Source organism: Spirillospora sp. NPDC127506 (assembly GCF_040302145.1).
Lineage (GTDB): Bacteria > Actinomycetota > Actinomycetes > Streptosporangiales > Streptosporangiaceae > Spirillospora.
Genome location: NZ_JBEORG010000016.1, coordinates 83,764 through 97,511 on the forward strand (window position 1 = coordinate 83,764; position 13,748 = coordinate 97,511).

Genomic DNA, 13,748 nt, shown 5'->3' on the forward strand with positions numbered 1-13,748 from the left:
AGCACCGCGACTAAGCCCCGAATTCGCCCGCCCAGCCGCAACGATTACCAAAACTTGAACCACATCACTCGCAGATCACCACCCCAGCCGGACACCGCAACCCCTGCCACACACGGTCTTCGCGGCCCCAACTCGGTGACCGAAACCCACATCGGCAGGCGGTGGCCTGGCAAGCCGCCATCAGGGAGCTGATCAAGAGCGGAGGGGAAGCCGGGACAGAGTTACAGGCCAAAGAGCGATGCCAGGGCCCTCAGCGGGACGTCTCATGGGCGCGAGCTACTCGTCGCGCACCATCTGCGGCATGAGAGTGCGTTCGCCTTGCGGGCACCCACTCACCCCGAGTTGTCAGCTATCGGTGCCGCCGTCGCGGCACGAACTCCGGACCAGCTACCGCAGCTTCGCTACCGTGCTTCATAACCAAGGAGAGTCTGATGCGTTGGTGACTGCTGCACCCTCTGGTTCAGCTGCCAAGTACCGACGCTCAAGGTTCTTGCCCCGAAGATCCTTTCCACTCCCTTCTCGGTAGATTTCCAGTCGGCTGAACCCATAAGGTTGCGGATCTTGCACCACGCCCTAAGATTTGGCCGCTTGTGGACGTTTCGGGCGCCGAAGAATGAACATATCAATGGAGGAGCTTCGAATGGACTGCTACGCTTAGTGCGCTAGTGCGCTGCAGAGTCAAGCCTATCTACTGTGGTACGTCAGGCGCAGAAAGGGGTGGGAGATGGGATCCCGGCGAGCGTTGCTAATTGGGGCCGAGGCGTTCGGGCTGTCAGGTGTGGCCAGGGATCTTGAATTGATGGAAAGCCTTCTGGAATCGAAGGGCTTCGCGATCGACCAGTGCTCCGGACCTGACGCCACTTACGACGGCATCATCTCAGCTCTCGAGGAGTTGGCGGCCGCGGTTCGGGCTGATGACGCGGTAGTTATCTACTATTCAGGACATGGCGGTAGAGCGCTACGCCCCGATTGGCAGGCGCGCAGAAGCCGTGGTCAATCCACACATGTGCGATATCTGGTGCCGATCGACCTTGATGACTCCACCGACGAAGACTTTCGAGGTGTGCTGGCTTCTGAGCTCTCGATGAGACAGCGGCAGCTCACGGCGCGGACACGAAATGTCACGACGATTCTGGATTGCTGCTACGCCGGGGCGATGAGCCGGGAACCATCCTTTCAGCCTCGCTACCTACCTAAGGCCGTGCCGCTGAGGGCGCTGATGGCGAGGGAGGCCGCTCTTGGCGGGGCGGAGCCGGCGTTCTCGAACCCTGACGCGGTCAGGCTTGTTGCTACCGAGATCGACCGGGTCGCCTGGGAGGGTACGGGTTCGGACGGGATGCGCTGTGGGCTGTTTACCGGAGCGCTTGTGTCAGTACTGGACGAACTCGGTGACCGCACGGTGTCCTGGCGGCAGGTGATGTTCCGCGTCCGTCAAAGGCTGGCGTACCGGGCCGCGGAGCAGCGACCCGCAGTTGAAGGCCCCGCGGCTCGTCATCTCTTCTCCCTCACCGAGGGACCGGCCCGGGCTTCGTTCGCGGTGACGTGGCAAGATGGCCGTTTCGTCGTCGAGGCAGGACGGCTGCTCGGGCTGCACGGCGGGGACAAGCTCGTACTCACCGCCCCCGGTACCGACGAAGCGCCCCATGATGCCGTCGTATCGTCATTCACCGGCCAGGACGCGGTATTAACGATACACGGCACGGCCCCGCCGGAGCCGCTCGTCGCCACTCTGACGCAGAGCGCCGACCGCTACCCGATCCATGTCGCTGGTGCCGGGCCATACGCCCTAGACGTAGACCGTTATGTTCTAGCGTCTCCGTGGCTGATGTCCGTCGATTCGCCCACGGCGGCGTTCGCGACCGTGCGGGTCACCGACCAGGTCCAGGTAGAGACCGCGGGTGGCCTATGCGTCTTCAGCGGTGGCCCCGAGTCGTTGCCCCAGCTGCACGCGGTGGTCGAGCAATTGGTTCACGGAGACCGGCTCCGTAAGCTCGCCGATGATCTGGAAGCTCGAGAGCCGCTGCTGGAGGTCCACGTTCAGTGGCTCAAGGAAGGCGCGGTCGAGACGATCCCGCAGGGCGCTGCTCTCAATTGCGGGGATCGCCTCACCGTCCGGGTTGCCAACCTCTCGCGGACCCGGCTGTATGTGTGGTTGTTTGACGTCGGAGTGACCGGTCGAGTCACGCTACTGACAGATGACCAGCCCGATGGACGGCCCCTGGCGGCGGCAGGGTCGCCGGGTGACGTGCACACAGTCGGCGGCCCAGAGGGGATGGAACTGGCCTGGCCCACTTCGGTGCCGCCTCAAGGTCCTCGGCTGGAGAGCCTGATCGCGATCGCCGCTGACCGGTCACTGGATCTGTCGTTCCTGGAGACCGCCCCTGCGGCACCGTCCACCCCCACTCGTGATCTGCTTCCCGCGCAGCGCCTGCCCAAGGGCCATTTCGTCACCAGGTTCGACTTCGCGATGCATCCGCGTCCGCCCCACTCGGGAGTAGCAGGATGAACCAGCAACAGATCGTCGCGTTTCTCACCAGACTCGCTCATCAGACGAGCAGGCAGAACGGGGCCCTGGCCGGTGGTGACGACGTCGCACACGCGGTCGCTGCCCTGGTCGTGGCTCCCGATGCCGAAGCCAAGGTCGCCCTGATCGAGCGGGACCCGATGTTGCGAACCGACCAGGCCGAGTGGTTACTGGCACGGATGGCCGACCACGTCCAGACGGGGCCGATGACAGAGCAGCTCTCCGATATCAGCGAATACCTCCACAACACGCACACCATCATGCAGTCGGTACGAGCAGGGAAGCTCGATGTGGCCGAGGTACGCCGCATCAAGCAGCAATATCCCGTACCGGACTCGCCTTCTTCCGAGGACGACAGCGTCCGCGGCCAGGAACAGAAAGGTCGCCAGTTCCTGGAGGAGGGTCGGCTCGACCTTGCCGAGGCAACGCTGAGCCTGGCCGCGGAGGCGGCACGAGCGGCCGGGGAGAGGGAGGTCGAAGGCGACGCGGAGATCGCCTTGTTCAGGGTCTGGTCCGAACTCGCACCGGAAGAAGGCCATGGGCGGCTGGAAGGCCAGGGATGGAGGCGGATGCTGGCCCACGCACGCCGCGCCGAAGCCGCCTACCGTGCCGCGGGTGACTCGATCGGGCTGGGGAACGCGCTGGTCGCCATGACGACCGTTCTGGTCGATCATGGAGAACCGGTCGCTCTGGACAGTGTCCTGGACCGGCTTGAGGAGCACTGTGAACCGGTGGCGCGATGGTGGCGACGGTACGCGCGAACGAAGACGGCCCGAGACCATGCGACGCTGGTGGATGGGCTGCGATGGTGCAGGGACAACGCAGACCTTCTCGGTGAGAACGCCGACTTCTACAGCCAGATGTGCGAGAGCAAGCTCGCTTTTTTCGAGTCGCGGCCGGTCACGGTGGGCCGGCACATGAGCCCCGAATTCACCGCCCTCGCCTCCCTCGGCCTGAACCCGTCCGGCTCTGACGATGAGCTCATCGAACGCGGCGAAGAACTAGTGCGGGCGGCCGGGGAACTCCACCGGCGCACCCTCACCCAGCGAGTCCACCGCCAGATCTCCATGACTCACTATTTCACCTACCTCCTGCACGCCAAGAACCTTCAACGGATACGCGGCGCCGAGGCGGCGGTCGACGCTCTTGAAGCAGGCACCAACCGGGCCCTGCTCGCGCAGGTCTGGGCGCGTGAGTTATGGGTGGGAGCCGCCCAGCAGCCCTGGGCCAGAACAGAGCCACGGCCGACACAGCTGGAGCGTCTCCTCGGCCGTTACCTGACTGACAGGACCCCTGGCAGCCACAGTCTGCTCATGACCGCGTTCGGAAAAGAGCTGACCCGCCGTGAACGGCAAGAGACAACGTTGCTCGACCAGCAGCGGCGAACATCCCACGCCGCCGCCGGGCCGTTGCCTGTGGCGCAACTACGCCCGCTCCTGCAAGAAGAGGACGCCGTCGTCGTCTACGGCGCCAACGGATCGGTGTACCTCATCACCCGCAACGGCTGCGAAAGGATCGCCGAGTTCCAGCCCGACAAGAACACCGCTCTGGTCAAGGCGGGACTCTCGGCGATGACCGGCGCAGGCTCCGAAGGGACCTCTGCCCTGCGCCAGATCGCCGACGTCCTCCTCGCCCCCGTACTCGACCGCGTCTCCGCGGGAGCCCGACTCTACCTCGTTCCGCACGACAGCCTGTGGCATCTCCCACTCGGGCACATCGGGGACGAGCCACTCGCCGACTCGGTGGCCATCAGCTATGTGCCGAGCCTGACGCTGCTGGCATGGCAACTCACGGCACCTCGCCTGGAACGCACACTGAAGCGGTTCGTCGGTTTCGGTGACGGCGACGGAACCCTACCCCACGCCCGCCAGGAATTGGCTGCCGCGGCCGCCCTCTGGTCCGACTCCATGGTGCGAACCGGGAAGGATATGCAATTCAATCCTGTGGTTGCCAACATGGCCGACGCCGACATCCTTCATCTCGCCTGCCACGGCCTGTACTTCCCCACTCATCCCGACTTCTCTGCACTGCACCTGTGCGGGCCCCCGCAGGAACCCGAAGTCCTTTGGTACAGCGATCTCACCCGGATCAAGATGAACGCCGAACTTGTGGTCCTTGCCTCCTGCCACGCAGGCACCGGAAGCGTCCTGCCGGGATCAGAGTACGTCGGGTTTCCCGGCGCGTTCCTGAGTGCGGGAGCCCGCACCGTCATCGCACCCCTCTGGGCAGTCGATGACCACTCCACCGAATCCCTGATGGGCCATTTCTATCGGGCCTACGCATCAACCAAATCCGTTGCCGGTGCACTCCGAACCGCCCAGCACGCACTGAGGGCCGACCCCGAAACCTCCCACCCCCGCCACTGGGCGGCTTTCCAGATCTTCGGTGCGCCATGACCGACCCGCGTGACCTCCGGCCGCCACCAGCCACCCAGCCTCCACTGAAACGAGTCGAGGAATTGGTCATCGGTTGGGATATGGAAACCCTCTACCTCCACTATTCTGATTCGTTCATGGTCCTGGTGGGAGTCACCGCCGATCGCGCCGATGAACTCGCTGATATCGGCCACCGCCTCACCAACCATTTCGCCGATCTCGGCATGTCCTCGGACGAGCTTGAGATCCTCGATCACGACAACGCTCAGCTTCTTGTTCGCACCGGAGCCCGTGTGCTCCTTGATCGCGATGGCGTGTCGCGTCCACGTCGAGAAGCGGAGATCGGCGAGATAGCCGAGACGGGACGCCGCATCGAAGCCCTTATGGTCAAGGCGCGGAAATTCCTGCCGGCCCACAGACGCCGCTACTACGACATCGGCGTTATGTTCAACCGCCTCGCCTTATGCGCAGCCGTACCGAAGAACGCTGCCCTGAACCCCGGCAGCTTCCTCGATCTACCCGCGAAAATCCTCAACCGATACCGCGCCGAGTTTTCGCGAGTCGCAAGGAGACTGGTATCCCTCTGCCTCAGCAAGGATGACCTCCTCGACCCGAGCAACCACGCCCACGAGCCGGATTTCCCTCTCCTTGACAACCAACTCGCTGAGTTCGCACGCTGGCTCGCAGACTGGATCCGACACCACACCGAAGCAGACGACGAATTCTTCGAACGCCTGTCCGGCATATTTCACAATGTAGGCTTCTTCCGGCTCGACGGCCCCTACTACTACGCCGTCACACTCCCCGAACCTCTCGACGACACCGACGAGGTCCCGGAATCCAGCGACACCGTCGAAGAAGCCGATGACAGCCGCGTACCGTTGTGCTTGCCCTACTCGGCCAGTTCACTTCAAGGGGTGGAACTGACGTGGCAGGCGCTGAGGTCCACCCTGCTCACCGACCCGAGAGGCTGCCGGGACCGCCTGATCGAACTCCGCGACCTCAGCCGCTACGTGCTGGGCCCCGTTCACCCGCTGACCTTGGAGATGCAGGTCGACCTCGCCTACGCCTACGCAGCCGACAACCAGGTCGTGGTCGCCGTCGTCCTCGTCGAGGACACCATCGCAACCACCGTGCATTACTACGGTGGTGGCCACGCCACCACCTTCCTGATCATCGGAGCCGCCTACGAGTTCTACACGGCCATCGATCCGCAGGAGGCGGCTGTCCTGTACGACGAAGGACTGCGCCGATTCCTGGAGACTCCGCCCTCCGGACTTCCCGAACATCTGAGAACGGCCCACGCCACCCTGTCACGGACAGTCAAGAGACCCCCCGCACAGTCCTAGGCTTGGGCCGAACCGAGCAACTCCCCTGGCCAGCATGATGTCGTCGGCACGGCCGTCGTGTGGAGGTCCATGCCTTCCCTGGAGTGCTGGCGCTCCGCTGTGATTCGGGAACATTCGGTCATCGGCATGAGAGGGCGCTCAGTCCAGCATCGGATTGGGTCCCGGTGGTCACCTGGAGAGGTAGTTGCGTACGGCGGTGATGCACGCGGTCCGGCGGGTGGCGTCGTGAGGGAAACGTCGGCTGCATTCGGCGCGGACCCAGGCTGGCGCCCGACGAGGGCGTGGTGGCTCGTGTGCTCGTGAATGGTGGCGGCGCGGCGCGCTGCGGTCCTGACTGTTCCTGCTCGGCGAGCGCAGCGATGGAGGGAGCTGCTCGTTGGAGGCGGCGCTGGTCTGTGCGGGTGCTTTTGGGGCAGATACCGATGGTTCGGCATCGTGGGGAGGCCGATGGGGGTACGGCGGGCAGACTCCGGCCGCTTGGAGATGAGGGGCTGCGCGTCCGGTGACGGGCTTGATCGGTGCATTTCCTTCCCGGTGGCTGCCGTGTGGGAGGGACGTGGTGACCAGGGGCCTGACGGGTTGCCGGGTTGGAGGATGGCGATGGTGCCGAGGGATGCCAGCACGGCGCTGATCAACGGTGTCATCCAGTGGCGTCGGGGGGAGCGCCGACGGTTCCTGTGACGTGGGCGGACCCGCCATGGCTCGTCGGGCTCCGGTGGTACACGCGCGTGGGCTTCGGCGCCTGGGTCGTTGATCACCTCATTGACTACCAAGAGTGATGGTGATCGCCAATCAGACTCGCTGCCCAGCGCTCGGCGCACCCCTGTGTGAACGCACTGGCTGGCTGTTCTTGATCGGACCGTGACTCGGGCCTGGGGTGAAAACGGGCCGGGTCGGTGGTTCTTCATCGGTGCACGGGGATCGGGTGGCTGTCTTGGGTCACCCAGCGCATGAACCACACACCGTCCAACTCCGACCGGTCGACGACCGGCCCGGTCACCGCACGCCGGCTGGTCCCGCTGACCGTCTGGCTGTGCTCGGACACGGCCACCGCCGACACCGCCGGTGCTGTGAACCGCAGTTGCGGCCAGTCCCGGCCCAACGACACCAAAGACAACTGCCCGCGGCACCGGCAGCCGGCAGGCCGGGAACTAGCCCGGCACCTGATAGGCACCTGCACCCGCGAGGATGATCTGGTCGTCGAGGGCTTCACCACCAGCGAGGCCACCCTGGTCGCCGCCGCCGGCCTGGACCGGCGCGGTATCGCGCTGGTCCCGCACTTCCCGCTCGCCCAGCACATCGGCGCCTGCCTGCGCGCCACCCTGCCCGAAGAGCAACTGACCAGGGTGGCGATGAGGCCCGTGCGGCCGGATCAGATGGCTCGCGGCCTGGCCGACCACCTCGGCGACGTCGCCCTGGTCACCGCCGCGCCGCCGCCGTATGAGACCGGTGGCCGCCCGGCCCGCCAAGCCGGACAGCGCAACTGCCCGGCGTGCCGAGCGGACCTGTGGACGCTCACCAGCGAACAACTCGCCCTGTTCCTGGCCTCCGCATGGAAGGCACTGCGGCCGGGCGGTGTCCTGGCGATCACTACCACTGCCCGCCACCAGGCCGGACGCCTCATCGACCCGGCCCCGCGTATCATCCGCCTCGCCCAAAGCTTGGGATTCCGCTACGCCCAGCACATCATCGCGCTGCGCGTCCCCATCGACGGAGACGCCCTGGTCGTCCAGGCCGGCCCCTCTGACCTCGCCCAACTCCGCGACATCCGATCCCGCGCGCTGCCGTCGCCCGTCAGCGTCCATGCCGACCTCACCTTGTTCAGCAAGCCGCAGAACCAGCAGGCCGGAGGCACTCGATGAACCACGACACCTCCACCGCGTCGCCTCTGGCATCGGTTCTGGCTACCGGCCAGCGACCATCGAGGCTGCAGCGCCAGGGACGCTACACGCCCGAGTCGATGCGGCACCCCGGCAAGATGCTTCCCGCGATCGCCGCCACCGTCATCGAAGCCTTCACCCGTCCAGGGGACCTGGTGGTCGACCCGATGTGCGGGATCGGCACCACCCTGGTCGAGGCCATCCACCTGGGACGTGACGCTGCCGGCGTGGAGTACGAGCCCGACTTCGTGCACCTCACCCTGGGCAACTTGCAGTATGCCCACGCCCAGGGCGCCACCGGCACGCCGCAGCTGGTGTGCGGGGACGCCCGCAACATCGCCACCCTTTACCGGGCCCTGCACGGGAGAGCGGCACTGGTGCTCACCTCACCGCCCTACGGGTCGCACACCCACGGGCACGTCCGCTCCGGACGCGACAACGGCGGCGGAAAGATCGACAAACGCCACCACCGCTACTCCACCGACCGCGGCAACCTCGCCCACCAGCCCCTGCCCGGCCTCCTGGACGCCTTCGGCCACATTCTCGCCGGCAGCACCATTCTGCTGCGCCCTGGTGGGGTGATCGCCGTGACCGTCCGCCCGATCAGGATCAAGGGCGAACTGGTCGACCTGCCCGGTCAGGTCATCGACACCGCCCAACACCACGGTCTCACCCTCGCCGGACGACATGCCGCGCTGCTCGCAGGACTGCGCGACGGCGCCCTGGTCAACCGGGCCTCCTTCTTCCAGATGCTGGAAACTCGCCGCGCCCGGGATCGAGGCATCCCCGCCTGCGCCATCGCCCACGAAGACCTCTTGCTCTTCCAGGCGGCCCAGAGATCCACCGACCTGCCGGAGGCGGCCCGATGACCAACCACCGCCGCGAGAAGCCAGTCGGACGGAACCGGGTTGTGGAGATGCCCGCTGTCCTGCAGTTCGGCCTGTGCGGGCGGTGCGGACGCGCCCGCTACCCCACCCGCCGCACCGCCCGGCACGCCGCCCGCATTGCCGCCCCCGGCACCCGGCTGCGCGCCTACCGGTGCGGCGACACCTGGCACCTGACCACTCCGCCGGGCCGGCGGCAGTACACCGCCCCGCCCGTCACGGTGCCCTGCACCCGCCCCGGGACCAGGCTTGACCTCCACGGACGAGGCAGGCGTCGATACCGGGACCGTCACGGTCCCGGTAACGGCGACCCCACCCCACGGCGCACGCAGCGGACGGGCTCCGGTTCCCCAAGGGGACGACGGTGACCGAGACTGGCAGGAAGTTTCGCGTGGTCACGTCGGACGAGCCACCACAGCTCACCCCCGGCGCGGCCAAGGTGCTGCTGCGGATCCTGCTCAAAGCAGCCGAGAACCCTTCAAGACCTGAGGCAAGGAGCCAGACGCCCAATGATCGGATTCGCGATCTATAGCCGGACCAGCCTGAGACAGGAGTCCTACGGGACCGCGCGGCGCTCCAGCACCGAGGAGGACGCGTCGTGACCGAAAGGTCCACCAACCCGCAGCCGCAACCCGGCCGCGACAACGACACCCGGACTTCCCCACCGCCAGAGGCCAGCGCCGCAGCGGCCCCACCAGGCCTTCGGTTCGCCTTCTACGGGCGTGTCTCGACCGAGGACAACCAGGATCCCGAGGCGTCGCGTGCCTGGCAGCTTCGCCGGGCCCGCAGCCTTATCGAGGCGAAGGGCGGGGTGATCGTCGCCGAGTACTTCGACGTCGACAAATCTCGTTCCATCCCCTGGATGCGCCGTCCGCGCGCCGTGGCGCTGCTCGACGAAGTCAAGGACCTCCAGCGGAACTTCGACGCGGTGGTGATCGGGGAACCGCACCGTGCCTTCTACGGCAACCAGTACTCCCTGACCTTCCCGGTCTTCGAGCACTTCAAAGTCCCGCTGTGGGTGCCCGAGGTCGGCGGACCCATCGACCCCGCCAACGAAGCCCACGACATGATCATGGGCGTATTCGGTGGCTTGTCCAAGGGCGAGCGGAACCGCATCAAGATCCGCGTCCGGTCCGCCATGGCCGCGATCACCGTGACCGAGGGCCGCTACCTGGGAGGCCGCCCTCCCTACGGGTACCGGCTCATCGATGCCGGTCCGCATCCCAACCCGGCCAAGGCCGCCGACGGAAAGCGGCTGAAGCGCCTCGCGATCGATGAGTTCGCGGCAGCCGTCGTCCAGCGGATCTTCGCCGAGTACCTCGGTATCGACAACCACCGCAAGAGGGGCTGCTTCGCGATCGCCGAGGGACTCACACGCGACGGCATCCCCAGCCCGTCGAGTCACGATCCCGCACGTAACCGGCACCGGTGCGGTGTCGCATGGTCCAAGAGCGCCGTACGGGCCATCCTGAGGAATCCGCGGTACACCGGGTACCAGGTCTGGAACAAGCAGCGCAAGGACGAGGTGCTGCTGGACGTCGAGGACATCGCCCTTGGACACACCACCAGGCTGCGATGGAACCCAGAGGACCAGTGGGTGTTCTCCGAGGAGATGGTCCATCCGGCCATCATCGACCTGCAGACCTTCAAGCGGGCGCAGCAGCGGTTCGCCGAAGCGCCCCGGCCGAACAAGCCCAGGCAGCGGCACAGCAAGCGCTGCTATCCGCTGAAGGGCGCGATGTGGTGCGGCCTGTGCGAGCGGAAGATGCAGGCCCACCACAACGGGACCGCCACGTACTACAGATGCCGTTTCCCGGAGGAATACGGCCTCGCCAACAAGATCGAGCACCCGCGCAACGTCTACGTCCGCGAGGATCACCTGCTGCCTGAGCTTGATCAGTGGCTCAGCCTCGTCCTAGCCCCTCACAGGATCGGCGAAGCCATCACCGCCATGGGCCGGTCACAGTCCCCGACGTGCACGGACACCGCGGCGGAACAGGCACGAAGCAAGATCAAAGAATGCGACATCAAACTCGAACGGCACCGTGCCGCGCTGGAGGCCGGTGGGCACTCCGAGACCATCGCACGATGGATCGCCGAGACAGAGGCCCAAAAGGCCGCAGCCGAGGCGCAACTGCGACAGGCGCGCAAGCAACGTCGCTCGTACCTGAGCCAGGAAGAGATCGCCGATGTGGTGCAACGGGTGGACGACCTGCGCGCGGCCATCCCGAACGCCGAGCCGGTGGAGAAGCAAAAGCTGTACGAGCAACTGGGACTGAAGATGACCTACTGCCCCGAACGCGAAGAAGTCCGGGTTGAAATCAACTTCAACCCGGACCTAGATAGCTACCGTGGGGTAACTGGACGTGTCCGAGGGGGGACTTGAACCCCCATGCCCCGTGAAGGGCACTAGCACCTCAAGCTAGCGCGTCTGCCTATTCCGCCACCCGGACCTGGTCGCAGGCCGCAGCGCGGCTGCGGCGGGCTTCACTGTACCAAAGGAGACGAGTCGCGGCGAAGTCGATCGTCGGGGCACCATGGGACGGTACGCGAGGACGCGAGGTGATCACTGTGGATCGGCAGCCGACCGCTGAGGACGAGGTCGTCCGGCTCTGCCAGGAGCTCATCCGGATCGACACCAGCAACCCCGGGGACCACTCCGGGCCGGGGGAGCGGGCGGCGGCGGAGTACGTCGCGGAGCGGCTCGACGAGGTCGGGCTGGAGTCGCGGATCTTGGAGTCGCATCCGGGGCGGGCCAGCCTCGTGGCGCGGATCGAGGGCGAGGACCCTGGGCGGGACGCGCTGCTGCTGCACGGGCACCTCGACGTCGTGCCGGCGCGCAAGGAGGACTGGACGCGGGACCCGTTCGGCGGGGAGATCGCGGACGGGTGCGTCTGGGGCCGCGGCGCCGTGGACATGAAGGACATGGACGCGATGATCCTCGCGGTGGTGCGGCAGCGGCTGCGGGAGGGGCGCAAGCCCCCCAGGGACGTGGTGCTCGCGTTCCTTGCCGATGAGGAGGCCGGGGGCAAGTGGGGCGCGCAGTGGCTGGTGCGGGAGCATCCGGAGCTGTTCGAGGGGTGCACCGAGGCCGTGGGGGAGGTCGGCGGGTTCAGCCTGACGGTGCCCGGTGACCGGCGCATGTACCTGATCGAGACGGCGGAGAAGGGCATCGCGTGGATGAACCTGACCGCCGTAGGGACGGCCGGGCACGGGTCGATGGTGCATCCGGACAACGCGGTCACCGCGCTGGCGGGGGCCGTCGAGAGGCTGGGGACGTACGAGTTCCCGGTGCGGCTGACGAAGTCGGTGCGGGCCTTCCTGGAGCGGGCCTGCATGGCGTACGGGGTGGAATTCGACCCGGAACGTCCGGAAAAGTGCCTTGAGGAGATCGGGCCGCTGGCGCGGATGATCGGGGCGACGCTGCGGAACACGCTCAATCCGACGCGGCTGGACGCCGGTTACAAGACGAATGTGATTCCGCAGACCGCCACCGCTCAGGTGGACGGACGGTTCCTTCCCGGATATGAGGCGGAGTTCTTCGCGGTAGTGGACGAACTTCTCGGCCCGGACGTCCAGCGTGATTTCGTCCACCATGACCACGCGGTCGAGACCGACTACGAGGGGGCGCTCGTCGCGGCGATGGAGGCGGCGCTCACCTCGGAGGATCCGGGTGCGCTGCCGGTGCCGTACTGCCTCAGCGGCGGGACGGACGCCAAGTCGTTCGCGCGGCTCGGAATGCGCTGCTTCGGCTTCGCGCCCCTCAAATTGCCCCCAGAGTTGGACTTTTCCGGAATGTTCCATGGAATCGACGAGCGCGTCCCGGTGGACGGGCTGCGCTTCGGCGTCAGGGTCCTCGACAAATTCCTCGACCGCTCCTGAATTTGCCCTCTCCAATGCGCTCCGTGGTGCTACCGTTACCTTTCGTTGAGGACGATCCGGTCGCAACGGAGGTTGTCTGGTGTCTGGCGGCGCGGCACAGCTCGGGGCGGTCTCCGTCCGGCTGCGCCGCGCCGCCGCCGGGCGGGCCGTCCGGCGGCTGCTCGTCCTCGCCGGGCTGCTGATCGGGGCGTGGCTCCTCGGATGCGCGGCCCAGTCCGCGCACGCCGACGAGATGCCCGCGCCCGCCCAGGTCGTCGCGCGGACGCCCGTGCTGGGCCAGGCGATCGCGACCGTCCAGCAGCGGCAGCCGGTGCACCGGGTCGTGAAAGCGGTGGCCGGCGAGGCGCAGCTCCCCCGGGCGGTCGAGGTGCCGAAGGCGGTGTCGCCGTCCCGGCACGAGCCGCCCGCGGCGGAGGCCATGCCCCGCGTGACCGGCTCTCCGGTGCGGCGAGTCCATGGTCCCGGTGTCTCGCGCGTTTCGAAGGCATCCCCGGCGCGCATCTCTGAACCTTCCCGGCCGCGGGCTGAGGCCGGGGACGGCGGGCACCAAGCCGTCAGGCATCCCTCCCTGCCCGCACCGCAGCAGCAGGGCGGTGACCGCCCCTCCGGCGGCTGCGCCCCGAGCGGCATGACCGCCGGCTTCCCCGCCACCGCGATCCGGGCCGTCCCGGCCCCGCCGCGCGCCATGCCCGCGTGCACCCCCGGCGCGGTTCCCCCGGCCGTCCGCACCGCCGCGGACGAGCCGTCCTTCGCGCCCGACTAGCTCCCGCCCACAGGCTCCGGACGCGTGCCCGTGCGGCTCGGGCGCGCCGATCCGGTCATCCGCCGCGCCCCCGGCGCGGCATCCATCCCCA

General features: G+C 67.1%; 8 protein-coding genes and 1 tRNA gene. 8 read left to right on the forward strand and 1 reads right to left on the reverse strand.

The genetic code is table 11. The features are described 5' to 3' along the window. The first annotated feature begins 724 nt into the window (after positions 1–724). From ABTW95_RS17390 to ABTW95_RS17415, 6 genes are all read left to right on the forward strand, one after another. Positions 725–2,506: a caspase family protein gene (locus ABTW95_RS17390; protein ID WP_500226791.1), complete on the forward strand. Its 1,782-nt coding sequence runs from the start codon at positions 725–727 to the stop codon at positions 2,504–2,506. Beyond that, complete coding sequence (locus ABTW95_RS17395; protein WP_500226792.1) at positions 2,503–4,920, forward strand: CHAT domain-containing protein; 2,418 nt, start codon at positions 2,503–2,505, stop codon at positions 4,918–4,920. Before ABTW95_RS17390 ends, ABTW95_RS17395 begins: the two co-directional genes overlap by 4 nt. Beyond that, positions 4,917–6,248 carry a hypothetical protein gene (locus ABTW95_RS17400; RefSeq protein WP_500226793.1) on the forward strand — a complete coding sequence of 444 codons (1,332 nt, stop codon included), beginning with the start codon at positions 4,917–4,919 and terminating at the stop codon, positions 6,246–6,248. The genes ABTW95_RS17395 and ABTW95_RS17400 overlap by 4 nt, the downstream gene beginning before the upstream one ends. A gap of 950 nt (positions 6,249–7,198) precedes the next feature. After that, complete coding sequence (locus ABTW95_RS17405) at positions 7,199–8,110, forward strand: hypothetical protein (protein ID WP_500226794.1); 912 nt, start codon at positions 7,199–7,201, stop codon at positions 8,108–8,110. Beyond that, on the forward strand, positions 8,107–8,997 hold the full coding sequence (locus tag ABTW95_RS17410) for a TRM11 family SAM-dependent methyltransferase (protein ID WP_500226795.1): 891 nt from the start codon (positions 8,107–8,109) through the stop codon (positions 8,995–8,997). The genes ABTW95_RS17405 and ABTW95_RS17410 overlap by 4 nt, the downstream gene beginning before the upstream one ends. 613 nt (positions 8,998–9,610) lie before the next feature. Beyond that, entirely contained in the window at positions 9,611–11,398 is a 1,788-nt protein-coding gene (locus ABTW95_RS17415) for a recombinase family protein (protein WP_500226796.1), read from the forward strand. On the opposite strand, the gene ABTW95_RS17420 is transcribed toward ABTW95_RS17415, so the two are convergent. Further along, positions 11,380–11,465: transfer RNA gene (locus ABTW95_RS17420), tRNA-Leu, on the reverse strand. The genes ABTW95_RS17415 and ABTW95_RS17420 overlap by 19 nt on opposite strands. Positions 11,466–11,574: 109 nt before the next feature. Between ABTW95_RS17420 and ABTW95_RS17425 the strand changes: the two genes are divergently transcribed. Beyond that, the gene (locus tag ABTW95_RS17425) at positions 11,575–12,894 is read left to right on the forward strand and encodes a M20/M25/M40 family metallo-hydrolase (protein ID WP_396450458.1); all 1,320 of its coding nucleotides are present in this window, start codon (positions 11,575–11,577) and stop codon (positions 12,892–12,894) included. Positions 12,895–12,973: 79 nt separating this feature from the next. Continuing rightward, positions 12,974–13,657 (forward strand): hypothetical protein, encoded by a 684-nt coding sequence (locus ABTW95_RS17430; RefSeq protein ID WP_396450460.1) that lies wholly within the window; start codon positions 12,974–12,976, stop codon positions 13,655–13,657. Positions 13,658–13,748: the final 91 nt, after the last annotated feature.